At 69.0% G+C, this 24,471-nt stretch carries 25 protein-coding genes; 14 read left to right on the plus strand and 11 right to left on the minus strand.

Going from position 1 to position 24,471, the window contains the following annotated elements; translation table 11 throughout:
• Positions 1-14 precede the first annotated feature (14 nt).
• The 6 genes from J2X63_RS07665 to J2X63_RS07690 all read right to left on the minus strand — a co-directional run bounded on the left by J2X63_RS07665 (position 15) and on the right by J2X63_RS07690 (position 8,088).
• On the minus strand, positions 15-998 hold the full coding sequence (locus J2X63_RS07665) for a D-alanine--D-alanine ligase (protein WP_309975742.1): 984 nt from the start codon (positions 996-998) through the stop codon (positions 15-17).
• Between the two features lie 17 nt (positions 999-1,015).
• Positions 1,016-2,338 (minus strand): PLP-dependent aminotransferase family protein, encoded by a 1,323-nt coding sequence (locus J2X63_RS07670; protein ID WP_309975744.1) that lies wholly within the window; start codon positions 2,336-2,338, stop codon positions 1,016-1,018.
• A 192-nt stretch (positions 2,339-2,530) separates the two neighbouring features.
• Positions 2,531-2,854, minus strand: a complete 324-nt coding sequence (trxA, locus tag J2X63_RS07675) for a thioredoxin (RefSeq protein WP_309975746.1) — start codon at positions 2,852-2,854, stop codon at positions 2,531-2,533.
• A 37-nt stretch (positions 2,855-2,891) separates the two neighbouring features.
• Entirely contained in the window at positions 2,892-3,866 is a 975-nt protein-coding gene (gene trxB / locus J2X63_RS07680; RefSeq protein WP_309975748.1) for a thioredoxin-disulfide reductase, read from the minus strand.
• Positions 3,867-3,995: 129 nt separating this feature from the next.
• On the minus strand, positions 3,996-5,624 hold the full coding sequence (gene murJ / locus J2X63_RS07685) for a murein biosynthesis integral membrane protein MurJ (protein WP_309975750.1): 1,629 nt from the start codon (positions 5,622-5,624) through the stop codon (positions 3,996-3,998).
• On the minus strand, positions 5,617-8,088 hold the full coding sequence (locus J2X63_RS07690; protein WP_309975753.1) for a DUF6049 family protein: 2,472 nt from the start codon (positions 8,086-8,088) through the stop codon (positions 5,617-5,619). The genes murJ and J2X63_RS07690 overlap by 8 nt, the downstream gene beginning before the upstream one ends.
• 97 nt (positions 8,089-8,185) lie before the next feature.
• Here J2X63_RS07690 and J2X63_RS07695 point away from each other — a divergent pair, with 97 nt between their 5' ends.
• Complete coding sequence (locus J2X63_RS07695) at positions 8,186-9,616, plus strand: CCA tRNA nucleotidyltransferase (RefSeq protein WP_309975755.1); 1,431 nt, start codon at positions 8,186-8,188, stop codon at positions 9,614-9,616.
• Between the two features lie 14 nt (positions 9,617-9,630).
• Here the strand turns inward: J2X63_RS07695 and J2X63_RS07700 are convergent, their stop codons facing one another.
• On the minus strand, positions 9,631-10,269 hold the full coding sequence (locus tag J2X63_RS07700; protein WP_309975757.1) for a class I SAM-dependent methyltransferase: 639 nt from the start codon (positions 10,267-10,269) through the stop codon (positions 9,631-9,633).
• A 187-nt stretch (positions 10,270-10,456) separates the two neighbouring features.
• Here J2X63_RS07700 and rpsF point away from each other — a divergent pair, with 187 nt between their 5' ends.
• The 7 genes from rpsF (at position 10,457) to J2X63_RS07735 (ending at position 16,671) form a co-directional block, all read left to right on the plus strand.
• Positions 10,457-10,870, plus strand: coding sequence for a 30S ribosomal protein S6 (gene rpsF / locus J2X63_RS07705; RefSeq protein ID WP_159601047.1), 414 nt, complete (start codon positions 10,457-10,459; stop codon positions 10,868-10,870).
• 5 nt (positions 10,871-10,875) lie between these two features.
• On the plus strand, positions 10,876-11,394 hold the full coding sequence (locus J2X63_RS07710) for a single-stranded DNA-binding protein (protein ID WP_309975761.1): 519 nt from the start codon (positions 10,876-10,878) through the stop codon (positions 11,392-11,394).
• A gap of 63 nt (positions 11,395-11,457) precedes the next feature.
• Positions 11,458-11,718: a 30S ribosomal protein S18 gene (rpsR, locus tag J2X63_RS07715; RefSeq protein WP_056727560.1), complete on the plus strand. Its 261-nt coding sequence runs from the start codon at positions 11,458-11,460 to the stop codon at positions 11,716-11,718.
• An 11-nt stretch (positions 11,719-11,729) separates the two neighbouring features.
• Positions 11,730-12,182, plus strand: a complete 453-nt coding sequence (rplI, locus tag J2X63_RS07720) for a 50S ribosomal protein L9 (protein ID WP_159601043.1) — start codon at positions 11,730-11,732, stop codon at positions 12,180-12,182.
• 572 nt (positions 12,183-12,754) lie between these two features.
• Positions 12,755-14,125 (plus strand): replicative DNA helicase, encoded by a 1,371-nt coding sequence (gene dnaB / locus J2X63_RS07725; RefSeq protein WP_309977856.1) that lies wholly within the window; start codon positions 12,755-12,757, stop codon positions 14,123-14,125.
• Positions 14,126-14,141: 16 nt separating this feature from the next.
• Positions 14,142-14,588, plus strand: coding sequence for a YkvA family protein (locus tag J2X63_RS07730; RefSeq protein WP_309975766.1), 447 nt, complete (start codon positions 14,142-14,144; stop codon positions 14,586-14,588).
• A gap of 142 nt (positions 14,589-14,730) precedes the next feature.
• The gene (locus J2X63_RS07735) at positions 14,731-16,671 is read left to right on the plus strand and encodes a family 43 glycosylhydrolase (protein ID WP_309975768.1); all 1,941 of its coding nucleotides are present in this window, start codon (positions 14,731-14,733) and stop codon (positions 16,669-16,671) included.
• Here the strand turns inward: J2X63_RS07735 and J2X63_RS07740 are convergent.
• Positions 16,668-17,282: a dihydrofolate reductase family protein gene (locus J2X63_RS07740; RefSeq protein WP_309975770.1), complete on the minus strand. Its 615-nt coding sequence runs from the start codon at positions 17,280-17,282 to the stop codon at positions 16,668-16,670. The genes J2X63_RS07735 and J2X63_RS07740 overlap by 4 nt on opposite strands.
• 57 nt (positions 17,283-17,339) lie before the next feature.
• Entirely contained in the window at positions 17,340-18,230 is an 891-nt protein-coding gene (locus tag J2X63_RS07745; RefSeq protein WP_309975772.1) for a LysR family transcriptional regulator, read from the minus strand.
• 182 nt (positions 18,231-18,412) lie between these two features.
• Between J2X63_RS07745 and J2X63_RS07750 the strand changes: the two genes are divergently transcribed.
• From J2X63_RS07750 to J2X63_RS07765, 4 genes are read left to right on the plus strand one after another with little or no spacing between them, the layout of a single operon-like run.
• On the plus strand, positions 18,413-18,763 hold the full coding sequence (locus tag J2X63_RS07750) for a PadR family transcriptional regulator (RefSeq protein WP_309975774.1): 351 nt from the start codon (positions 18,413-18,415) through the stop codon (positions 18,761-18,763).
• A 2-nt stretch (positions 18,764-18,765) separates the two neighbouring features.
• On the plus strand, positions 18,766-19,140 hold the full coding sequence (locus tag J2X63_RS07755) for a DUF1048 domain-containing protein (protein ID WP_309975776.1): 375 nt from the start codon (positions 18,766-18,768) through the stop codon (positions 19,138-19,140).
• Positions 19,137-19,958: an ATP-binding cassette domain-containing protein gene (locus tag J2X63_RS07760; protein ID WP_309975778.1), complete on the plus strand. Its 822-nt coding sequence runs from the start codon at positions 19,137-19,139 to the stop codon at positions 19,956-19,958. Before J2X63_RS07755 ends, J2X63_RS07760 begins: the two co-directional genes overlap by 4 nt.
• Positions 19,955-20,719 carry an ABC transporter permease gene (locus J2X63_RS07765; RefSeq protein WP_309975780.1) on the plus strand — a complete coding sequence of 255 codons (765 nt, stop codon included), beginning with the start codon at positions 19,955-19,957 and terminating at the stop codon, positions 20,717-20,719. The genes J2X63_RS07760 and J2X63_RS07765 overlap by 4 nt, the downstream gene beginning before the upstream one ends.
• A gap of 92 nt (positions 20,720-20,811) precedes the next feature.
• On the opposite strand, the gene J2X63_RS07770 is transcribed toward J2X63_RS07765, so the two are convergent.
• Positions 20,812-22,002 carry an enolase C-terminal domain-like protein gene (locus J2X63_RS07770; RefSeq protein WP_309975782.1) on the minus strand — a complete coding sequence of 397 codons (1,191 nt, stop codon included), beginning with the start codon at positions 22,000-22,002 and terminating at the stop codon, positions 20,812-20,814.
• Positions 22,003-22,105: 103 nt separating this feature from the next.
• Between J2X63_RS07770 and J2X63_RS07775 the strand changes: the two genes are divergently transcribed.
• On the plus strand, positions 22,106-22,807 hold the full coding sequence (locus J2X63_RS07775) for an RraA family protein (protein ID WP_309975784.1): 702 nt from the start codon (positions 22,106-22,108) through the stop codon (positions 22,805-22,807).
• Positions 22,808-22,874: 67 nt separating this feature from the next.
• Complete coding sequence (locus J2X63_RS07780; RefSeq protein WP_309975787.1) at positions 22,875-23,603, plus strand: SDR family oxidoreductase; 729 nt, start codon at positions 22,875-22,877, stop codon at positions 23,601-23,603.
• 30 nt (positions 23,604-23,633) lie between these two features.
• On the opposite strand, the gene J2X63_RS07785 is transcribed toward J2X63_RS07780, so the two are convergent.
• Positions 23,634-24,407 (minus strand): IclR family transcriptional regulator, encoded by a 774-nt coding sequence (locus J2X63_RS07785; protein WP_309975789.1) that lies wholly within the window; start codon positions 24,405-24,407, stop codon positions 23,634-23,636.
• Positions 24,408-24,471 lie beyond the last annotated feature (64 nt).

Below are 24,471 nucleotides of genomic sequence, written 5' to 3' on the forward strand. Positions count from 1 at the left end.
TGAACCGGGCTGTTTCACCCGGTTTCGTGCGACTGCGCCGACCGGGTGCGGGCGGATGCCGCTCGCACGAGCCCGCTGTACACGGTGCTCGCACTCGTGCCCGAGGCCTCGATGGCCAGTGGCAGCAGTGACGTCTCGGTGAGTCCGGGAATGACGTTCGCCTCGAGGAACCACGGCGTGCCGTCGGCGTCGACGATGAAATCGACCCGGGAGAGGTCGCGGAGTCCGAGGGTGCGGTGCGCGAGCACCGCGGCATCCGAGACTGCAGCAGCCACCTCGTCGCTCAGGCGGGACGGCGCATAGAACGTCGTCTCGCCGGCGTTGTACCTCGCTTGGAAGCCGTAGATCCCCGCCGACGGCTCGATCTCGACCGGGACGAGCGCCTGCGGGCCGTCGCCCGCATCGATCACCGCGACGGCGATCTCGGTGCCGACGATGCGACGTTCGACCACGGCGACGTCGTCGTAGGTGAAGGCCTCCACCATCGCGCGAGGCAGCGCGTCGGTGTCGTCGACGATGGTGACGCCCTGCGCTGAACCGCCGGAGCCCGGTTTCACGACGAGGTCGCCCTCGAGGGCCGAGCGCACGACCCGGAGCACGCTGGCCGCACCGAGTTCCCGGAAGGCCTCATGTGACAGCACGATCGACTGGGGAACCGCGAGTCCCGCCTGGGCGACGATTGAGCTCGCCAAGGGCTTGGACCATGCCCTCCTTGCTGCAGCACCCGTCGAGCCGACGGTGGCGACACCGAGGCCGGCCAGCAGTTCGAGCAGTGAGCCGTCCTCACCGCTTGATCCGTGCAGGGCGGGGAACACCACGTCGGGTTGCTCGGTCGCGAGGAACGGCAGCAATGCCGCATCGGGGTCGCGCAGCACGACTCGGTGCCCGGCTGACACCAGCGCGTCGGCCACTCGCCGCCCCGACCGCAGTGAGACATCGCGCTCGTGAGAGATGCCGCCCGCCAGGACGATCACGTAGAGACCGTTGGAATCGCTCATGATCTGGGGTTTCTCCACTACTTGAGGTCGGACGGCGGGGCGGATTCGTAGCCGGAGCTGGGCGGCAGTTGCAGCGTGCCCGTGCCGGCGAAGGTGTCGAGGAGGTCGAGTTCGCCGTTGACGACCGTGGCGAGCCGACGGATGCCGACGCGGATGGCTTCGGGCGTCGGATAGCAGAACGAGAGCCGCATGGCGTGTCGCCCGCGACCATCGGCGAAGAACGCGGTGCCGGGCGTGTAGGCGACCAGCTCTCGCACCGCCCGAGGCAGCATTTGCTTCGAATCGAGCACATCCGGCATGGTGACCCACACGTAGAAGCCGCCGTTCGGATTCGTCCAGCTGAGTTGCGGGAGGTACTCCCCCAGCGCCTCGATCATCGCGTCCTTGCGCTCCCGATACACACCTCGGAACGTGTCGATCTGCGCGCGCCAGTCAGTGCTCGACAGGTACTCCGACACGACGAGCTGGCTGAACGAGCTCGGGGAGAGGATCGCCGATTCGGCGGCGAGGATGAGCTTCTCGCGGATGGCGTGCGGCGCGAGGGCCCAGCCGACGCGGAAACCGGGGGCGAGCGTCTTCGAGAACGAGCCCAGGTAGATGACGCCGTCCTCATCGAGCGAGCGGAGTGCGTTCGGTGCCGGCTCATCGAAGTGCAGCAGCCCGTAGGGGTTGTCCTCGAGCACGAGGATCTCGTTCTGGCGGCAGATCTCGAGGATCTCGGGCCGCCGTGACGCCGCGAGCGTGACGCCGGCCGGGTTGTGGAAGTTCGGAATGGTGTAGAGGAATTTGATGCGCCGACCCTGCCCGCGCAGGTGGGCGATCGTCTGGCGGAGCGCCTCGGGAATGAGGCCGTCCTCGTCCATCGCGACGTGCACCACGCTCGCCTGGTACGACCGGAACACGCCGAGGGCGCCGACGTAGCTCGGCGACTCGGCGAGAATGACGTCGCCCGGGTCGATGAAGAGCTTCGCGACGAGGTCGAGGGCCTGCTGGGATCCGGTCGCCGTCACGACGTTGTCCACCGACCCGCGGATGCCCTCGAGTGACATGACATCGAGGATGTGTTCGCGGAGCTCGGGGATGCCCTGGCCTGAGCCGTACTGCAGCGCCGTCGGACCCTGGGTGCGCATGACGCGCTCCATCGACGAGACGATGAGCTCCTGCGGGAGGGCGGAGACGAAGGGCATGCCGCCGGCGAGCGAGACCACCTCGGGGCGTGAGGCGACGGCGAACAGGGCTCGGACCTCGGAGGCGGCCAGGCCGGCAGCTCGCTCGGCGTAGTTCGCGTACCAAGGGTCGAGGTTGTTGCCGGTCCGCTGGGGGACGCCGTCAGAGGTCACGTCACTTCCGTTTCTGCTCAGGATATTCATGCTAGTTGCTGGGTTCGGGTGGCCCGTTCGAGATGACGACACGTGCGGCCGGCGGCATCCGGAGCCCCGATCGCGATCGAGGATCGACGGATCGAGCCCTGGAAACGCGAGAGACCCGCCCGGCGTGTGCCGGGCGGGTCTCTGCGTATGCGAGGCGGCCGACTACGAGATGTAGGCGGCGAGGTCGGCCTCGAGTGCGGGCTTCGGCTTGGCGCCGATGACGGTCTTGACGACCTCGCCCTTCTCGAAGACCTTGAACGCGGGAATCGCGGTGATCTGGTACTTCATCGCGAGCTGCGGGTTCTCGTCGACGTTCAGCTTCACGATGTCGAGCTTGTCGGCGTGCTCGGTCGCGATCTGGTCGAGGATCGGGCTCACCATGCGACACGGGCCGCACCACTCGGCCCAGAAGTCGACCAGGACGGCCTTCTCACTGTTGAGGACCTCCTGCTCGAAGGTGGCCTCGGTCACTGCGCGTGCAGTCATTGCGTTCTCCTTTTGGTGAAGCGGATGTCGCGTCGGGTCAGTCGACCGCGACGAATTCGTTCTCGAGCAGCGCCTCGGCGGCCTGCTCGTTGCCCAGGGCGGCGAGGTAGTGCTCCGCGTCGAGCGCGGCGACCGTGCCCGAACCGGCGGCGGTGATCGCCTGCCGGTAGTGCGGGTCGATCACGTCGCCGGCCGCGAAGACACCCGGCACCGAGGTCTTCGACGTGCGACCGTCGACCCAGATGGTGCCCTCGGGCGTGAGATCGAGCTTGCCGTGCACGAGGTGCGTGCGCGGGTCGTTGCCGATGGCGACGAACAGGCCGTCGAGGTCGAGTGCGCGCTGGTCGCCGGTGACGGTGTCGCGAAGCGTCACGCCGGTGACCGCCGTGGTGCCGTGGATCGCCGCGATCTCGGCGTTCCACACGAACTCGATCTTCTCGTTGTCGAACGCGCGCTGCTGCATGATCTTCGACGCCTTGAGGGAGTCGCGACGGTGGATGACGTAGACCTTGTCGGCGAACCGCGTGAGGAAGGTCGCCTCCTCCATCGCGGAGTCGCCGCCGCCGATCACCGCGATGGTCTTCTGACGGAAGAAGAATCCATCACAGGTGGCGCACCACGAGAGGCCGTGGCCCGAGAGGATCTCCTCCTCGGGAAGGCCGAGCTTGCGATAGGCCGAACCGGTCGCGTAGATGAGCGTCGTGGCCTCGTGGGTCTCGCCGTTGCCGAGCTTGACGCGCTTGACCGGCCCGTCGAGCTCGAGCTCGACCACGTCGTCGTAGACGACCTCGGTGCCGAACCGCTCGGCCTGCGCCTGGAACTTCGCCATCAGGTCGGGGCCCATGATGCCGTCGGGGAACCCGGGATAGTTCTCGACCTCGGTCGTGTTCATCAGCTCGCCGCCGATCTCGACCGAGCTGGCGATGAGGAGGGGCTTCAACTCGGCGCGCGCGGCGTAGATCGCGGCCGTGAATCCGGCCGGCCCAGAGCCGATGATGATGATGTCGCGCACTTCCACTCCTGTCGTCGCATGTGCTCCGGTGGATCGGGCGAGCCGAGAGCCACCGTCATGGTGAACACAGTCTAGGCGGCGCGTATTCCTTCGCCCGCGGTGCGACGGCGAGGGTCGGATGCCGCGGGCTCAGCCTCGGCGGAGACGCGCGACCAGCGGCGTGGCGAACCCACGAAGCTCGGGCGACCGCAGCAACCACAGGCCGCCGAAGTAGAGCACGGCCATGACCGTGCCGATGACGGCCATCGAGACGACGGCGCCGAAGATGCCGGAGACGGCGAACCCGCCTTCCACGGTGCCGCCGAGCAGGATCAGGAGCCCGACACCCGCGAGGAGAGGCAGCACGAGCGCTGCGAGCGAGCGAGCGAAGCCGCCGAGGATGCGCCGCCCGTCGAGCGTGTCGAGGCGACGCCGCAGCAGCCATGCGGCAACGGTGAGCTGAGCCATGCACGCGATCGTCGTGACCAGGGCGATGCCGGCAGCCAGCAGATCCTTGGGGAGCAGGAGACATGAGAACGCACCTGCCGTGAACACGATGACCTGGAAGAGCGTGAAGCGGAACGGCGTTCGGGTGTCGCCGAGTGCGTAGAACGTGCGTTGCACGACGAACAGCATCGAGAACGGCACCAAGCCGAGGGTGAACGCGATGACGACGTTGCCGAGGGCCGCGGTGTCCGGGAAGCTGCCGGTCTCGAACACGGCGGCGAACGGATAGGCGATGACGAGCAGCACCGCGGCGGCGAGGTTGATGATGAGCGTGATGCCCCGGATCGCGCTGGACACGTCGTCGCGCACCTTGTCGTGGTCGTCGCGCGCGGCGTGCTCGCTCATGCGAGTGAAGTACGCGGTGGCGATCGACACGGTGATCACGGAGTGCGGGAGCATGAAGATGAGCCACGCGTAGTCGACCGCGGCGACCGACGCGTTGTCGCTTCCGGAGGCCGTGCCCAGCACGAGCGACTGCACGATGCCCGCGAGCGTCGTGAGCAGCAGCATGCCGAACGTCCAACCCGCCATGCGGCCGGCGGTGCCGAGGCCAACACCGCGCCACGCGAAGTCGGGGCGGTAGCGCAGGCCGATGCGGCGCCAGAACCAGAAGAGGATGAGCGCCTGCGCCGCGATGCCGGCGGTCGCCGAGCCCGCCAGCACGGCGACCATGCCGGGCGTCCAGGCGTCGGCCGACCTCGTGCCGTCGGGATCGACCCCGAAGAGCGTCGCGAACACGAGGAGTCCCGCGATCGCCACGATGTTGTTGAGCACCGGAACCCAGGTGAACGGCCCGAAACTCCGGCGGGCGTTGAGTACCTCGCCGAGGAGCGTGTAGAGGCCGTAGAAGAAGATCTGGGGAAGGCACCACCACGCGAACGCGATGGCGAGGTCGAGGGTGGCGGGCGGCAGGGTCGCCCCGTACAGCAGGGCCAGGAGGGGTGCGAGCGCGGTGGCGATGATCGTGGCGCCCGCGAGGATCACGAGCGCGACCGTGAGCAGCTTGTTGATGTAGGCGCCGCCGCCGTCGGCGTGCGAGCCGGCACGCACGATCTGGGGCACGAGCACGGCGCTCAGCACGCCGCCCGCGACGATGACGTAGACGGTGTTGGGAAGCCCATTGGCGACCGCGAACGCGTCAGCCCCTGCGGACCCGACCACGCCGATGGTGGCGGCGACGATGATCGCCTTCACGAACCCCAGCACGCGCGAGACGATGGTGCCCGATGCCAGGAACGCGCTGGCTCGGCCGATACGGTCGTCGTCAGCCACGGGAGCTGCCGGTCGGGTCGTCGCCGGCGTCGGGTGCGACTCGGGCGGACTGGCTGGGGTCGGCATCGGTGATCGCCTCGGTCTCGGGTTCGGCGGTCTCGGGAGCCTCGCTCTCAGGACGGGCGGTCTCGGGAGCCTCGCTCTCAGGACGGGCGGCCTCCAGACCGGCAGCTTCGGCAGCCGCGGACCGGTCACGGCGTCGCCGCCGGATGTTGCGCCAGACGCCGAGGCCGAACACGACGACCGCGATCGCCGCGAGGATCGCTGCGCCGAGCCCCTCCCAGTCGGCCTGCACGTTGACGGGAATGTCGACCGGCGTGCCGATCGGGACACCGGACGTCGAGGCGAGCGACACCGTCAGCGTGACCTCGCCGTTGCCGACGCCGGCGGCGACGGGCACGCGTACCGTGGAGCGGGACTGCGGCTCCACGGTCTGCTCGACCTGCTCCTCGACGATGAGGCGCCCGTTGGACGGGCTGACGTCGACCACGACGGTGACGGGATACGGCAGCGTGTTCTCGATGGTCGTGGGCACGCCGGTCTCGGTCGAGACGACGTTGATGGTGCTGCTCGGCACGACGGAGATGGACGCGAGCACGCCTCGCTGGGCGACGAGCCATTCGGTGGCGACGCCGTTCCACGCCTCGAGGTCATCGAGCCACGCCACGTCGAGCAGTGAGAGCAGCTCGCGTCGCACCGGGCCGGTCAGCAGCGCCGGATCCGTGAGGACCGTGGAGAACTCGGTGACCTGTGCCTCGACCTCGGTCAGCCGCGAGACCTGCGCCCGGCGCTCATCCGACTCGGGCTCATCGATCAGGGTGCGCGCCTCTGGGGGTGCCCCGATCGCCTCGGAGAGCCCGGCCAGGGTGGACCACGGCGAGTTGCCGATCTCGTCGATGAGCGCGGAGACGCGGGCGACCTGCGAGACCGAGCCACGGTCGAACGTCGCGAACACGGTCGTGCGCGCCGTGCCCGCGTCGAGCGCGAGCGAGGCGAGCACCTGGCCGCTCGCCTCGCGCCACTCGGTGTCGGTCGAGGCGGTGGCCGCCGCTCGCAACGGCTCCGTGAGCGCGCCGTCGGCGACGAGAGCGGTCGAGCCGTCGATGGTCGCCGAGGACGGGGCGACGCCGCCCACGGGCTCGACGTTGCCGGGGGCCAGGATCGAGGTGGTGAGCCCGGATGCCGCGAAGAAGCCGAGGTCGCCGGTGGCCACCGTGTCGTCGCCCGGCCACGCGAGGTCGGTGCGCGTGTACGGCCACGACAGGAGCTGTTCGTTCGTGGGCAGGGTGCCCGGGGTCGGCTGGGGCGTGGGCGCATCCGTCGCCGAGGCCGTGGGCGTGCCGGTCGCGTCCTGCTCGGCTTCGGCGCCGACGCCGATCGAGCTCCCCCCCGCCGGGAAGTTCGCCGGATCCATCGCATCGGCGAACGAGGTCGGGCCGAGCAACGCGGGGAGTCCGACCTGCGCCTGCACCGCGACGTCGGCATCGGAGTAGGCCAGCGGGAAGATCTCGTTGGGCAGCTCGGCGAGGCGCTGCAGCCACGCGGTCGCGCTGGGCGGCGCGGTCGTTCCGAGCACCCGGATCGACGCGATGATGCGCGGGTCGATGCCGATGGCCACGCGTCGGCCGGCGAGTGCGTCGAGCTGTCGGGTGAGGAGCCCGGTGGGGCTCGTCCAATTCGTGAGCTGGTCGACGTCGATCAGGCCCGCGGCGCCGCCGGTGGTGGGCGTCGTGACGGGTGCGGCGAGGGCCACCGCGACCGAGCCCGATGCCGGCACGTCGGCGTTGGCGTATGCCGACGTGCCCGAGGCGACGACCGTATCGCCCACGAGGAGCTCGGCGCCCAGTCCGATCACCGGCGAGTCCGCGAGCTCGGCGAAGGCGTCGGCGGCGACCGTGAACGACACGACGGTGGCTGCCCCTGCCGGCAGCCCCCGCGCCTCGCCGTCGGCGATCGGCACCATGCCGGCGGCATCCGACTCGGCGGCCTGGTCGCCGCCCTGCTCGGCCGCGAGCCACTCGTCGAGCTCGCCGGCGTCGTCGATGTCGGCGTCGGCGCGCACGAGGCGCACGACCCCGGGAGCGAGGGCCTCGCCCGTGGCGTTCTCGATCTCGACGGAGATCGCGACGGGTCCGCCGAGCGAGACGGTGCTCGAGATGGTGGGCGACACGCTCACGCGCAGTCCACTGTCGTCGGCGACGGCCCGCGACGGGCCGGCTGGTCGTATGCCGCGAGCGGCATCCGAGTGCGGGGAGGCGGCCTCGGCGGCCGGAACGGGCAGCACGGCCTGCAAGGCGGCCGCCGGGTCGACGCCGGCGTTGGCGGCGATCGGCGCGCCGACCATGGTGGCGACGGCCACGAACGCGGCGCCGCCGAGGGCGAATCGGGCCGGCCGGGAGAGCGGGCGAGTGCGTCGGGTGGGAGAGTCGGCGCGCGGGCGCGCAGGGATCGACTCGTCCACCATGCAGGCGATTCTACGGCGTGGCCCCGGGGCATCCGCTCGGCCTCCACAGGCGGGGCCGCGCACGGACGCGCTCGACGGGTCCCCTTAACATAGGGGCATGCAGAGTGTCGCGGCGGCCCTCGACCGATTGGGCGAGCTGGCTGCTTCGCCGACCGTGTCGAAGCTGGCGGCGGCGTTCGATGCGGCGGGCCACGAGCTGGCCCTCGTCGGCGGCCCGGTGCGCGACGCGTTCCTCGGCCGGGCCACGAACGACCTCGATTTCACGACGGATGCCACGCCCGACGAGATCCTCGCCATCGTGAAGCCGATCGCCGACGCCCACTGGGACATCGGCCGGGCGTTCGGCACGATCGGCGCGAAGATCGCCGGCGAGACGGTCGAAATCACGACGTACCGCGCCGACGCCTACGACGGCGAGTCGCGCAAGCCCGAGGTGGTGTTCGGCTCCAGCCTCGAGGACGACCTGGCCCGGCGCGACTTCACCGTGAACGCGCTCGCCCTCCGGCTCCCCCAGCTCGCGCTCGTCGACCCGTCGGGCGGGGTCGAGGACCTGATCGCGAAGACGCTGCGGACCCCGGCGGCTCCCGAGCAGTCGTTCGGCGACGATCCGCTGCGGATGCTGCGTGCGGCACGCTTCTCGGCGCAGCTCGGCTTCGACGTCGAGGAGGGCACCCGCGACGCGATGTCCGCGCTCGCCCCTGAGATCGACCGCATCTCCGCGGAGCGGGTCCGCGACGAGCTGTCGAAGCTCCTCCTGACGGCGTCGCCCCGCGGCGGCATCCGTCTGCTGGTGGATTCGGGCCTGGCCGACCGGGTGCTGCCCGAGATCGCGGCGTTGCGGCTCGAGGTCGACGAGCACCACCACCACAAGGACGTGTACGAGCACTCGCTGACGGTGCTCGACCAGGCGATCGACTACGAGGTCTCGCGCGGCAACCTGGACTCCCCCGACCTGGTCATGCGCCTCGCGGCGCTGCTGCACGACATCGGCAAGCCGGCGACGCGCAAGCTCGAGGCGGGCGGCCTCGTGTCGTTCCACCACCACGACGTGGTCGGTGCCAAGCTCGCCCGCAGGCGCCTGCGCGCGCTGCGTTTCGACAACGACACGATCGCCGCGGTCTCCCGGCTGATCGAGCTGCACCTGCGGTTCTTCGGGTACGCGGATGCCGCGTGGAGCGACTCGGCGGTGCGCCGCTACGTTCGCGACGCCGGCGACCAGCTCGAACGCCTGCACATCCTCACGAGGGCCGATGTCACGACGCGCAACCGGCGCAAGGCCGACCGCCTGGGCTTCGCCTACGACGACCTCGAGGAGCGCATCGCCGTGCTCGCCGAGGAGGAGGAGCTCGCGGCCGTGCGGCCCGAGCTCGACGGCGAGCAGATCATGCGGCTCCTCGACGTGAAGCCGGGTCCGGTCGTGGGCGAGGCCTACCGCTACCTGCTCGAGGTGCGGCTCGACGAGGGACCCATCGGTCCGGATGCCGCCCGCGAGCGCCTGCTCGACTGGTGGGCGGCGCGCGACGCCTGACGTCGCCCCGCGCTTCAGGCCCGTCGGTCGTCGACGGGCGCGAACTCGGTGATCAGGCAGCGGTACTCGGGTGCGCCGCCGTTCGAGCGGAGCTCCCACTCGGCGATGCGGCTCACGACGAATCCGGATGCCGCGGCGAGCCGCTCGAGTGCCTCCGACGACCCGAGTGGCGCGTGCGCCTCGGCCGGCGAGTGCCCGGGTTCGGGTGCCGGGCCGTGCCACGAGGGGCTGTCGTCGGCGAAGGTCGCCAGTACGAGGCATCCGCCCGGCCTGAGCACCCGCCGCCACTCGCGCATCGCGGCCGGAGCATCGGGCACGAGGTGCAGCATCGTGACGCAGGTGACGAGATCCACCGATGCGTCGGGAAGGTCGAGGCTCGTGGCATCCGCGACCGCGAACTCCGCGTCGGGCAGGGCCGCGCGTGCGACGTCGACCATGCCGGGCGACAGGTCGACGCCCCTGAGGCGCCACGGCCCCGCCGGCAAGGAGCGGAGCACCAGGCCGGTGCCCGTGCCGACGTCGAGGACATCGCGCACCCCGCCCAGTCGCACGAAGTCGGCGACCGCTTGGGCGAGCCCGCGGTGCATCGCCGACCCGTCGTACTCGGGTGCACGACGGTCGAACCGGTCGGCCAGCTCTGCAGGCGTCTCCACGAGGCCAGCGTAGGCCCGGCGCCCGATCTCGGGTCAAGGCCCGGTTCGCGAAGAACGTGAGGAATCCGTTAGACTTTCAAGGTTGCCCGTGCGCCGCGATTGTGCGGCCTCCTCGGAGCGACGTATGCACAACCCTCCTGCTGCAGAAATACTGCAGCCGTTTGAGTCCAAAGGAGGTGGGTTAGTCATGCACCAGTACGAGCTGATGGTCATCCTCGATCCCGAGATCGACGAGCGCACCGTTGCTCCCAGCCTTGACAAGTTCCTCAACGTCATCCGAAACGATGGCGGCACTGTCGACAAGGTCGACATCTGGGGACGTCGTCGCCTGGCCTACGAGATCAACAAGAAGAACGAGGGCATCTACGCCGTCGTCGACTTCACCGCCGAGTCCAAGACCACCAATGAGCTCGACCGCCAGCTGAACCTCAGCGAGGCCGTCATGCGCACCAAGGTGCTCCGCGCCGAAGAGGCCATCGCCCAGGTCGCCGCTCACGCGAAGGCCCAGGAGGAGAAGGCTGCCAAGAAGGCCGCCGCTTCCGCCAAGGCCGGCGCGAAGGCTGCTGCCGCCGCGAAGGCCCCCGCCTCGAAGGACGCCTAGTCCTCATGGCCGGCGAGACCATCATCACCGTGGTGGGCAACCTCACTGCAGATCCCGAGCTGCGCTACACGCAGAACGGCCTCGCGGTTGCCAACTTCACCATCGCGTCCACTCCTCGCACGTTCGACCGTCAGGCGAACGACTGGAAGGACGGTGAAGCGCTGTTCCTGCGCGCGAGCTGCTGGCGTGAATTCGCCGAGCACGTCGCCGGTTCACTCACCAAGGGTTCCCGGGTCATCGCTTCCGGGCGTCTCAAGCAGCGTTCCTACGAGACCAAGGAAGGCGAGAAGCGCACCAGCATCGAGCTGGAGGTCGACGAGATCGGCCCCTCGCTCCGGTACGCGACCGCCTCGGTCACGCGTGCGCAGTCGAGCCGCGGTGCGGTCGGCGGCGCGGGCGGCTCCTTCGGGGGCGGCCAGTCCGACGACGCGTGGGCGCCCAGCGCTCCCGCAGCCCAGTCGGGCGGCGGCGGCGACGTCTGGAACACGCCGGGCACGAGCTACGGCGACGAGACCCCCTTCTAATATTCAGCGGGCCGGTCCACGCCTCGAGCACGACCGACTCGCATCCACAAGACAGGAAAACCAATGGCTGGAAAGAGCAGCGGCGACCGCCGCAAGCCGAGCCGCGGGAAGGGCGCGAAGAACGCCGCCCCGGCGAAGTCGATCAAGGTCGGCGTCATCGACTACAAGGACGTTGCGACCCTTCGCAAGTTCATCTCGGAGCGCGGGAAGATCCGTGCCCGTCGCATCACCGGTGTCTCCGTGCAGGAGCAGCGCCTCATCGCCCGTGCCGTGAAGAACGCACGTGAGATGGCGCTCCTCCCCTACTCGGGCTCCGGCCGCTAAGGAGCACGACAATGGCAAAGGTAATTCTCACGCACGAGGTCACCGGCCTCGGCACCGCCGGCGACGTGGTCGAGGTCAAGAACGGCTACGCACGCAACTACCTGGTTCCCCAGGGCTTCGCGACGCCGTGGACCCGTGGCGGCGAAAAGCAGGTCGAGCAGATCAAGGCCGCCCGCACGGCTCGCGAGCTGCACTCCCTCGAGGACGCGCAGGCCCTCAAGGCCAAGCTCGAGTCGACCAAGGTGAAGCTGACGGTCAAGGCCGGCAACGGCGGCCGCCTCTTCGGCTCGGTCAAGACGGCGGATGTCGCGGCTGCGGTGCAGGCCGCCGGCCTCGGCGAGGTCGACAAGCGCAAGATCGAGATCTCGACGCCGATCAAGTCGATCGGCGAGCACGAGGCGACGGTTCGCCTCCGCGACGAGCTCTCCGCCACGATCACCCTCCAGGTGGTCGCCGCGAAGTAGTTCGCATCGGCACGCAGACGGCGGCTCGGGCTTCGGCTCGGGCCGCCGTTCTCGTCTTCCGGAGGACCGTCGCGCGGGCGGCACGGTCGGGCCGCCGGTGCCCGCGTTCGGAGCGTCGTCCGACGCCCGACCGTCCCCCTCGACGACCGGGTTCCCCCAGGTACTGCCCGCACCGGTCTACCACTCCGGAGCACTCGCCCGCAAGCTGAGCTTCGGAGTTTCCTGAGATGGTTGTGCACAGGTGTGCATGCGGCATCCGTGGACTTCTGAAGAAGTTTTCCCCCACAGGTGTGGAAACAGGGAATGCCTGATCGATGCGGAATTCAACTCGTGTAATTCACAAGAATTCCACAGTTCTCCACAGGCTGGGTGCACAGCTTCCGCGGCGTTTCGCCCAGATTGTCCCCAGACTTATCCACAGGCTGGGTTGTGCTGTGGGCGGGGCTTCCATATCGTGAAGCAGCGTCCGAATCAGCGGGTGTTACCCGGCCCGCGATCACAATGTCGGCTCCTCCCATCACACTGAGGAGTGGGCGCTTTGCATGCCCGAAGACCACTGGGAGGTCATTGAGTTGTCGATCGCGCACATCGGACTCGCCGAGCCGCACGACGACGGTGACCGCCGGGGTGAACGCACACCGCCGCACGACCTCCTGGCCGAGCAGAGCGCCCTCGGCGGCATGATGCTCTCGAAGGACGCGGTGGCCGACGTCATCGAGACCGTGCGCGGCGTCGACTTCTACGTGCCGAAGCACGAGGTCGTCTTCAACGCCATCCTCACGCTGTACTCGCACGGCGAACCGACCGATGTGATCGCCGTCACCGACGAGCTCACGAAGACCGGCGAACTGCAGCGCGCCGGCGGCGTCGAGTACCTGCACACCCTCACCAGCCTCGTGCCGACCGCCGCCAACGCGGGGTACTACGCCTCCATCGTCGCCGAGCGCGCACTGCTGCGACGCCTGGTGGAGGCGGGCACCCGCATCGTGCAGATGGGCTACGCCGGCGAGGGCGAGGTCACCGAGCTCGTCAACCACGCCCAAGCCGAGATCTACGGCGTCACCGGCTCCACCGAGAGCGAAGACTACGTGCCGCTCACCGAGGCCGTCACCGCGGCCATCGACGAGATCGAGGCCGCCAAGCACACCGACGGCAAGTTCACCGGGGTGCCCACCGGCTTCGCCGACCTCGACGACTTGACCAACGGCTTCCATCCCGGGCAGATGATCATCGTCGCGGCGCGTCCCGCGATGGGAAAGTCCACGCTCGCGCTCGACTTCGCGCGCGCCGCCTCCATCGGCCACGACCTGCCGTCGATCTTCTTCTCGCTGGAGATGGGCAAGAGCGAGATCGCGATGCGCCTGCTCTCGGCCGAGGCATCCGTGCCCCTCCAGATGATGCGCAAGGGCACCGTCGACTCCCGCGACTGGACGACCATCGCGGCGACCCGTGGCCGCATCAACGACGCGCCGCTCTACATCGACGACTCGCCCAACATGACCCTCGTCGAGATCCGGGCGAAGTGCCGGCGGCTCAAGCAGCGCGTGGGCCTGAAGATGGTCATCATCGACTACCTGCAGCTCATGACGAGCGGAAAGCGCGTCGAGAGCCGTCAGCAGGAGGTGTCGGAGTTCTCGCGTGCGCTGAAGCTGCTCGCCAAGGAGCTGCAGGTGCCGGTGCTGGCGCTCTCCCAGCTGAACCGCGGCCCCGAGCAGCGCGCCGACAAGATGCCGGCGCTCTCCGACCTGCGAGAGTCGGGCTCGATCGAGCAGGACGCCGACATGGTGATCCTGCTGCACCGCGAGTCGGCCTACGAGCGCGACAGCCCTCGCGCAGGCGAGGCCGACCTCATCGTGGCGAAGCACCGGAACGGTCCCACCCGCACCATCACCGTGGCGTTCCACGGGCACTTCTCGCGGTTCACCGACATGGTGCAGGTCTAGCTCCCGAGCAGGGTGCATGAGCGCCATGCCGACCTGGCTCGAGATCCTGCTCGGCGTCGTCGGGGGGCTGGTGCTGCTCTGGGGCGCGCTCATCATCGCGCTCGTCATCCAGTACCGACGCACCGGCCGAAGCATCGACTGGCGCGAGGTGGCCCGTCTCGCCCCCGATGTCGTGCGACTCATCACCCGCCTCGCCAAGGACCGGACGGTGCCACGCGGTACTCGCTGGTGGCTCATCGGGTTGCTCGCCTACCTGTTGATGCCGATCGACCTGGTCCCCGACTTCATTCCGGTGATCGGGTACCTCGACGACGCCATCATCGTCGCCGTCGCCCTCCGCTTCGCGGTCAAGCACGCCGGCGTGGAGGCGCTGCAGCGGAACTGGCCCGGCACGCCTGCCGGGCTTGCCGGGCTGCTCGCCATCACGGGAGCCAAGCCCCGAGGCGGGTCAGCGGGCGCCTGAGTCGACGTGCCCCGATCGCGTCCGAGCGCGTGCGCAACCCCCTGTCGTGCATCCGAATGCTGCGAATAGCGTGGCACGAGGCGCCGCGTCCTTCGCTGGAATAGGGCACCGCCGCGCGCCGTGCGAGGTAGAGGAGCCTTCGATGAAGAAGTCCCGTGGAATCCGGATGATCGCCCTGGCCGTGTTCACATCGCTGCTCGCGATTGCCGCTCCCGCCGGGATCGCCGCAGCCGGCACGGCCCAGGCTCCGCCGACCATCGAGCGCCGAGGTGGCAACCCCGGCAGCTACACGAATCCGCTCACGCCGCAGATTCCCGGGGACGGAGTCGTCGAGAGCTGCGCCGACCCGACGGTGCTGCACGGCCAGCGCCCGGGTGACACCACCTGGTACCTGTACTGCACGACGGATCCCCTGAACGACGAGGACGTCGACGCGAACGGCGCCCCGATCTTCCGTCGCGTGCCGGTCATGACCTCGGAGAACCTCGTCGATTGGACCTACGTGGGCGAGTCGTTCACGGACCTCCCGAGCTGGGCGGAGCCTGGAGCGGCGCTCTGGGCGCCCGAGGTCGTCTACTCGAGCACCTTCGACCAGTACTACATGTTCGTCGTGGTGACGAATACGACGAGCGCGGTGAGCGGCGTCGACGGGTGCGCAAGCGACAGCGCCATCGGCGTTGCGACGAGCGCGGATCCGACCGGCCCGTGGACCTTCTCCAACACGCCGGTCGTGGCACCGCGCCAGAACGGCGATGGCTGCAACTTCCTGTGGACCTACGATCCCGATGTGCTCGGCGACACCATCACCGACTCGGGCATCCTTTACTACGGCAGCTACTACGGCGGAATCTTCGGCACGTCGCTCCAGCTCACGGAGGACGGCGCGACGGCCGACACCGCCGGCGCCACCATGGTGGCGATCGACAACAAGTACGAGGGCGCGAACGTCATCGAGAAGGACGGCTACTACTACCTGTTCGTCTCGGCGACCAACTGCTGCAACGGCGCATTGACCGGCTACAGCGTGTTCGTGGGCCGATCGACCGGCCCGTTCGGCCCGTTCGTGGACCGAGAGGGCGTCTCGCTCCTCGCCGAGAACACCGGCGGCACGCCGTTCCTCACGATGAACGGCAACCGTTGGGTCGGAACCGGCCACAACACCGTGTTCCAGGACGCGAACGGCGATTGGTGGACGATCTACCACGCCGTCGACCAGCAGGACCCGTTCTTCGCCTTCGATCCCGGGTTCACCAAGCGTCCCGCGTTGCTCGACGCGATCGACTGGGTCGACGGATGGCCCACGGTGAACGGTGGTGCAGGGGCATCCGACGACCGGCAACCGGCCCCCGCCGGGCAACCGGGCCAGGACTCCCGCCATCGCTACCAGCCCGTCGCCACGCAGGAGCCGAAGCGCGAGCTGCCCGAGTACTCCGACGAGTTCGACGGAGACACGCTCGACGACGCGTGGACCTGGCAGCGCGCCGACGTCGCGCCGACGGCGACGGTGTCCGGCGGCGTGCTGCGCCTTCCCATTCAGGCAGCCGACCTCTACGTCGACGTCGACACCGCGGCGGTCCTCCTCCGCGAGGCCCCGAAGGGCGACTTCGTCGTCGAGACGAAGGTGCGCATGGACGTGCCCGGCGGATGCTGCTTCAACTACGCGCAGGCAGGAATGCTGGTGTATGCGAGCGACGACGCCTACATCAAGCTCACCGAGACGGCCATCTGGAACACCCGGCAGACCGAGTTCGCGAAGGAGATCCCCGTGGCACCGGAAGGCTGGGCACGCTACGGCAATACTGTGGTGGGCCCTCCGGGCGACGACTGGACCTACCTGCGGATCGTCGTGCAACGCCTCTCGGGCACCGAGCGACCAGAGGCGGGCGGCGACACCCACGAGTACACGGCGTACACGAGTCGGGACGGTCAGACGTGGGTGAAGGGCGGCACGTGGACCCACTCGCTCGGTGACGACATGCAGATCGCCCTGGTCGCCTACGGTCTCCAGGATGCATCGCTGCAGCTGACGGCCGAATTCGACTACGTGCGAGTGTCCACGGTGAAGGAGCGCCCGCGGGGCTAGGACACCGGGTCGACCCTCCAGCGCATCAGCACGTTCCCCGATTCCTGCCACGCACGGGTCTCCAGGAGCTTCAGCGCGATCGGGGGCCGCGAGTCGAAGAGGGAGACGCCGCCGCCGCCGATCAGCGGGAAGGTGACGAGCTGCAACTCGTCGACGAGCCCGGCCCGCATCAGGTCGTTCCACAGGACGCGGCCGAGCAGGATCAGGATGCCACGTCCGTCCGCCTGCTTGAGTGACGCGACCTCCTGGCGCGCATCGGCGACCGCGACGATCCGCGTCCGCTCGTACGGCTCTAGGTCGGCCGAGGTGACGGTGTCGGACACGATGACCTTCTCCACCCGGTCGAACAGCTCGGCGAACCGTCGCCGGATCGCGGTGGCGTCGGGGTCCCGGCGAACGCCGGCCCAGTACTCGAGGTTGCCGAGCGACGACCGCCGTCCCGAGAGCAGGAGCGTGTCCGCGGCGGCGAGCAGGCTCGTGGTGTGGTGATCGAACGTGTCGACCCCGTGGTAGTCGGGGTGCTGGTGCTCGAAGAACGAGACGATGTCGTGGTCGTCGTCCTCGTACCGTCCGTCGACGGTGACGAAATTGCAGACGGTCAGCGTGCGCATGAGGGCAACGCTAGCGGTGGCCCATCACCGGGTGCGACGCAGGTTCCTCGCGTTCGATCAGACGGTGTCCGCTGACGCACCCGTTGCCTGCGCCGCGTCGGTGAACGCGCGGACGATCGGGGCAGTTCGACCGCGCCGACGGATCAGCGCCCACCGCACCGGCGCGGCATCGCCGAAGGGGATGTACTCCACGCCCGGCCACGGGAAGTAGCGCCGTCCCTCGTCGGGGACGGGACAGACGACGTGGCCGGAGGCCACGAGGGCGAGGAGTTCCGGGTACGTCGAGACCTGCCCCGCACGTGGGATCGGCCGCCCCGAAGGAGTGGAGAAGGGGACGACGCCCGACAACCAGTCCGCCGACCCCGCGATGGCCGGCACCGCGAAGTCGGCGAGCTCCTCCAAGTCGACCGAGGAACGACCCGCGAGCGGTCCTCGCGAGGAGACGATCAGGTTGAGCGGCTCCTCGCGCAGCACGCAGGCCACGGCCAGGTCGGGTTCGTCGACAGGCAGCCATGCGGTCACGAGATCCACCTCGCCCCGGCGGAGCAGGTCGAACGGGTCGGTGAAGAACACCTCGCGGAAGCGGACCTCGGCGAACGGATGCGACGCCCGGAACGTGTCGAGCACGGGCGCGAGGTCGTGCACCTGTGCGCCCATGGCGCCGATCGTGACGGTGCCCACCGATTGACGAGCGAGTGCCGTGGCAGCAGCGACGGAGTGCTGGATGCCGTCGAAAGCCGGCCGGAGGCCCTCGAGCAGGACCTCCCCCACCTGGGTGAGCTCGACACGCCGGCTCGTGCGGGTGAACAGCGGCGCGCCGATGGCGGTCTCCTGGACGCGGATGGCGTGACTGACGCGCGACACCGAGACGTGCAGGCGCTCGGCGGTGCGACCGAAATGCAGTTCGTCGGCGAGCGTGAGGAAGATCTCGATCTCGCGAAGCTCCATCGCCCTCCCTCCATCGTGAACCCAGAGGTCAACGAGCGTACCGCGATCGCTCGTTGATCCGCGTCTCGACGCCGATCAGGCTGGACGTGGCCGCCGATCGGTATTCAGTGTTGCTATCTACCGGTACTTGTGCTTACTATGTACCGGTAGTCAGCAACACCGAGTAGTTGAAGGAGGGGTTCATGGGCAAGCAGTCGACCGAGATGCTGAAGGGCACGCTCGAAGGCATCGTCCTCGCGATCCTGGCCGTCCGGCCGGCGTACGGGTATGAGATCACCGCGCGCCTGCGCGACGAGGGCTTCACCGACATCGTCGAAGGCACCGTGTACGCGCTCCTGGTCAGGATCGAGCAGCGCGGCCTCGTGGACGTCGAGAAGGTGCCGTCCGAGAAGGGGCCGCCGCGCAAGGTGTACTCGCTCAACGCACAGGGCGGCGAGTACCTCGACGAGTTCTGGAGGACGTGGAGCTTCCTCGCCGAACGGATCGAACAGCTCCACCACCGCATCGAATCAGTGAAGGAAGAAGGAGAGTAGTCATGGCCGCGAAGTGGTACGAGATGATCACCGGATCGCTCGACGACAAGAAGGCGTACCGCCAGTACAAGGCCCGCATCGCGGCCCTGCCCGAGCCCTACGGCACCGCCGCGAAGGCCTTCGAGCGGTACTTCATGTACAACGGCGGCATCACCGACGGCGACTCCACGGTGATGATCACGATGCTGAACGACTCCGCCGATCTGTGGGAGCGGGCCGCCGTCGACGGGACGCCGGTCGAGGACATCGTCGGCGACGACCCGGTCGAGTTCGCCGAGGCATTCGCCTCGGCCTACGCCGGCAAGCGCTGGATCGACAAGGAGCGCAACCGCCTCACCGAGACCATCCAGAACCTCGAAGGAAAGGAAGAGCGATGACGACCGAAACAGCGATTCGGGTACAGGGCATCGAGAAGTCGTTCAAGGACTTGCACGTGCTGCGAGGCGTCGACTTCGACGTCCAGGCGGGCAGCATCTTCGCGCTGCTCGGCTCGAACGGCGCAGGGAAGACCACCCTCGTGCGGATCCTGTCGACGCTGCTCCAGGCCGACGCCGGCACGGCCACCGTCCACGGCTTCGACGTGGCCGGCGCGCCTGGCGACGTCCGCGAGTCGATCAGCCTGACCGGCCAGTTCGCGGCGGTCGATGAAGTGCTGACCGGCCGGGAGAACCTGGCGCTGGTCGCGAAGCTCCGCCACCTGAAGAATCCCGGGGCGATCGCCGACGACCTGCTGGCCCGATTCTCCCTCACGGATGCCGGTGGCCGGCGCGCGGGGACGTACTCGGGTGGCATGCGACGCCGGCTCGACATCGCGATGAGCCTGATCGGCAACCCGCCGATCATCTTCCTCGACGAGCCGACCACCGGCCTGGATCCGCAGGCGCGCATCGAGGTGTGGCAGACGGTGAAGGAGCTGGCGGACGGTGGCACGACCGTGCTGCTCACGACGCAGTACCTCGACGAGGCCGAGCAGCTGGCGGATCGCATCGCGATCCTGCACAAGGGCACGATCATCCAGAACGGGACCCTGGCCGAGCTCAAGCAGCTTCTCCCGGCGACGACCGTCGAGTACGTCGAGAAGCAGCCCACCCTCGAGGAGGTCTTCCTCGCCCTCGTCGGCGACACCGGCGAGACCGACAACGCAGACACCGACCGCGCCGACGGCACGGTTCCGGCAGGAAAGGAACCCCGATGACCACGCACGTCCTCGGCGACACCCGGGTGCTCACCGGCCGGTCGCTGACCCACATCCTCCGCAGTCCCGACACGATCATCACCACCGCGGTCACGCCGATCGCGCTGATGCTCCTGTTCGTGTACGTGCTCGGCGGTGCGATCAACACGGGGTCCGACGAGTCGTACATCAATTACATGCTCCCCGGCATCCTGCTGATCACGATCGCGTCGGGCGTCGCGTACACCTCGTACCGGCTGTTCCTCGACCTGCAGGGCGGCATCTTCGAGCGGTTCCAGTCCATGCCGATCGCCAGGTCGAGCGTGCTCTGGGCGCACGTGCTCACCTCGCTCGTCGCGAACCTCATCTCGATCGCGATCGTGATCGGCGTCGCCCTGATCATGGGGTTCCGCACCGGGGCATCCGTGGGTGCCTGGCTCGCGGTCGTGGGGATCATGGTGCTGTTCACGCTCGCGCTGACCTGGCTCGCCGTGGTCGCCGGACTCTCGGCGAAGACCGTCGACGGGGCGAGTGCGTTCAGCTACCCGCTGATCTTCCTGCCGTTCATCAGCTCGGCATTCGTGCCGACCGAGTCGATGCCGGCGCCGGTGGCCTGGTTCGCCGAGAACCAGCCCGTGACCTCGATCGTCGACACGACCCGTGCCCTGTTCGCCGGCCAGCCCGTCGGCAGCGACATCTGGGTCGCGCTCGCCTGGCTCGTCGGCATCCTGGTCATCGCCTACATCTGGGCGGTTTCCATCTACCGCCGCAAGTTCAGCTGAGCCGCGATCGTTCGCGAACCACACACCGAGTGACGGATGCCGCCCGCCTCCCCCTGGGGATGCGGGCGGCATTCGTCGTGGTGCAGCGAGGACTAGAATCCGCCGACCGTGGGAACCCAGTCGGGCTTTCGGTCGTCGACATGGAACCGGGCGTAGTAGTCGCCGTGCTCCTCGAAGTACCGCTCGTACTTGTCCATCTTCTCGGGGTCGAGCTCCACCCCGAGCCCCGCGCCGGTCGGAACGGCGATGGATCCGTCGCGATACTCCATGAGGCCGCCGGCGATGATGTCGTCGGTGAGGTAGTGGTAGTGCGCGTCTCCGGCGGTGATCATCTCGGGAATGGTGCTCGCCGTGTGCAGCATGGCGGCCAGCTCAATGCCGAACTCGGTGCCCGAGTGCATCGCGACGCCGAGTCCGAAGGTGCGGCAGACGGCCGTGAGATCCTTGACGCCGCGCGGTCCCTCCCAGTAGTGCAGGTCGGTCAGCACGACGTCGACGGCCCCCAGGCGAATCGCGGGGCCGAGGTCGTCGAACTTCGCCGGGTACATGTTCGTCGCGATGGGGATGCGCACCTGTTCGCGGACCGCGGCGTTGCCGACGAGACCCCAGGCGGGATCCTCGAAGTACTCCGGCGCAATGGCCTCGAGCCGGCGTCCGATCCGCACCGCGGTCGGAACCGACCACACCCCGTTCGGATCGATGCGGAGGCCGAACCCGTCGCCGAGCCGGTCGCGGCACAGCTCCAGGACGCGGGCTTCCTCCTCGGGGCGCTCGACGCCGGCCTTCATCTTCATGGCGTTGACGCCGAGGCGTTCGTGCAGCGCCTCGGACTCGTCGGCGAGGTCCTCGGCCCTGGTGTCATCACCGCCGCCCGGTCGGTCGTAGCGCCAGAACAAGTAGGCGATGAAGGGGATCTCGGCGCGCACCGCCCCGCCGAGCAGGTCGCTCAGCGGCCTCCCGGCGGCCTTGCCCTGGATGTCGAGGCAGGCCATCTCGATGGCGGCGTAGAGCCGCGCATTCGAAAGGTAGTAGATGGAGCGGAGGACCTTGAGCTTGATCACCTCGAGATGGAACGGATCCAGCCCGAGGATGCGCGGCTTCAGCTTGAGCAGGGCACCGCGCTGGTCGCCGCCACCCACTTCGCCGAGCCCGATCAGGCCTTCGTCCGTGATGAGCTCGAGGATCGTGCGGATGAAGTACCCAGGGTGCACGCCGCTGCTGTGCCGAAGCTTCGCGTCGGTCGGGATGGCGACGGTACGCACGCGCAGGTCGACGATCTTCATGCTGTTCCTCCGCGGCCGAGCATACTTGTTTTGTCAGTTGCAACGCTAGTAGCATCAAGTGCAACGCTTCGGACCTCCGCGGCCGCGATGATCGAGGATGCTCATGCCGAACCCCTATGCCTATCCGCTTCCGGTGCCCGAGCTCATCGCGCGCTTCCGCGACACCTACTCGGGCGCGGTGTACGACGTGCTGGATGAACTGGGGTTCCCGAACCAGGCGCTCGCGCCCGACATCAAGCCGGTCGACCCCGAGTGGACGATCGCCGGCCCGGCCTTCACCATGAAGGGCATCCCCGAACCCACCGGCGACCCCGACCTGCGGGCGCGCCGCATCCACATGTTCGAGGCGATGAAGGCCACGGGCGTCCCGATCATCGACGTGCGCGATTGCAGCTTCGACACCCAGGTCGCGCACTACGGCGAGATGAATGCCACGGTCGGATCCGCGTGCGGAGTGATCGGAGCCGTCGTGGACGGCGGATCCCGCGACACCCGCTTCCTCCTCGAGCGCGGCTTCCCCCTGTTCTGCCGCTACCTCTCCCCGGTTGAGGCGGTCAAGCGGTGGAGCTACTACGACTGGCAGAACACCGTGTCCTTGCGTGGGGCACTGACCACGACGGTCTCCGTCTCACCCGGCGACTTCCTCGTCGGCGACCTCGACGGGGTGGTGGTCGTGCCGCGCGAGCTCGTCGTCGAGGTGCTGCAGCGCACCGAGGAACTGATCGCCCACGAGGACGTGGTGCGGGCCGAGTTCCTCGTGAGCGACGACCCGGTCGGGGTCTACCGGCGTCACGGCCGGCTCTAGCCGGACGGCGCCGCATCCGCTCTAGGCTGGCGTCGATCGCGCCGAGCGCACCGTGGAGGGAGCCGAGATGGATGCCGCGTCGAAGCCGCCTGTCGACGGCCGTACCGCGCTCGTCACCGGGTCGACGAGCGGCATCGGCGCCGCGATCGCCGACGCGCTCGAGCGAGCCGGGGCGCGGGTCATCCGTCACGGACTGGAACCCGTCGACCATGCCGGTCCGCCGTCGCTCGCCGAGGACCTCGCCGTCGCCGGGGCGGGTGCGCGGCTCGCGAGCGCGGCGCGCGACCTCGGGCCGGTGGACATCCTCGTGCACTCCGCGTCGGTGCAGATCCGGGAGCCGTGGCACTCGATCACCGCCGAGCAGATGGAACGGCAACTCCGGGTGAACCTCGTCGCATTCCTCGAACTGGTGCAGGGCCTCGCGCCCGACATGGCCGAGCGTCGCTGGGGTCGCATCCTGGCCATCGGCAGCGTGCAGCAGGCGCGACCCCATCCCGAGATGGCGGCATACGCGGCCTCGAAGGCCGCGCAGGCGAATCTCGTGTCGAACCTCGCCAAGCAGTTGGCGCCGCGGGGCGTGACCGTCAACAGCCTCTCGCCGGGCGTGATCGACACCCCCCGCAACCGCGACGCGCTCGCATCCGACGAGTACCACCGCCGGGTGGTCGGCCAGATCCCCCTCGGGCGCATCGGGACGCCGGCCGACTGCGTGCCGCTCGCGCTTCTGCTCTGCTCCGATGACGGCGGGTACATCACCGGCCGCGACCTCGTGGTCGACGGCGGCTACCTGCTCTAGCGGCGCGACCTCCCGCGGAGACGGCGGCGGTCAGTGCCCCAGCGACTCGCTGACCGCGGCCGCGGCCGCGATGACCTCGTGCCCGAGCCGATCGATGTCGGGCTCGACGCGGTAGGTCGGCCCGGAGAGCGTGATGGCCGCGATCGGCTCGCCGGCCGCGTCGACGATCGCCGCCGCCAGTCGGGTGACGTCGTCGTGGCGGTCGACCGCCGCCCAGCCCCTCGCCACGGCCATCTCGACATCGGAGCGGATGAGGGAGAGGTCGAACTCGTCGCCGGCGGCGGCGGCTTCGTCGTGCAGCGAGGTGAGCAGGATCTCGCGTTCGGCCGGTTCGAGGGCTGCGAGGATGGCCCGCCCCATCGCGGTGCGATGCAGCGGGAGCCGGGAGCCGACCGCGGATCGCACCCGGATCGATCGGTCGGGCTGCTCCTGGGCGATGAAGACCACGAAGCTGCCCTCGCGGATGGCGAGGTGGACGGTCTCGTGCGTGACGTCGCGAAGCGCTGCGAGGAACGGCCTGGCACGGCTGCTGAGGTCCTCCTGACGCGAACCGTACTCGCGAGCGAGCCACAGGCACCGACTGCCGAGGACGAAGCGCCGGTCGCCGGCACGCTGCTGCACGTACCCCATCTGCCGCAGGGTCGAGAGCAGGCGGGAGACGGTGCCCTTGTCGAGGCCCGCCGCCGATGCGATCTCGGTGACGCCGATGCCGCCGCCCGCTTCGGCCACGATCTCGAGGATCGAGAGGCCGCGCACGAGCGTTCGTGAGGTGGCCGCGACCGCCGGTGGTTCTGCGAGCGTCACCACGCTCTCCCTTCGTCGATGAATGGGAATGCAACCGAGACTACTCGGCCCCGTCTCTTGACTT

It is taken from the genome of Agromyces sp. 3263 (assembly GCF_031456545.1).
In the GTDB taxonomy this organism is placed as follows: domain Bacteria; phylum Actinomycetota; class Actinomycetes; order Actinomycetales; family Microbacteriaceae; genus Agromyces.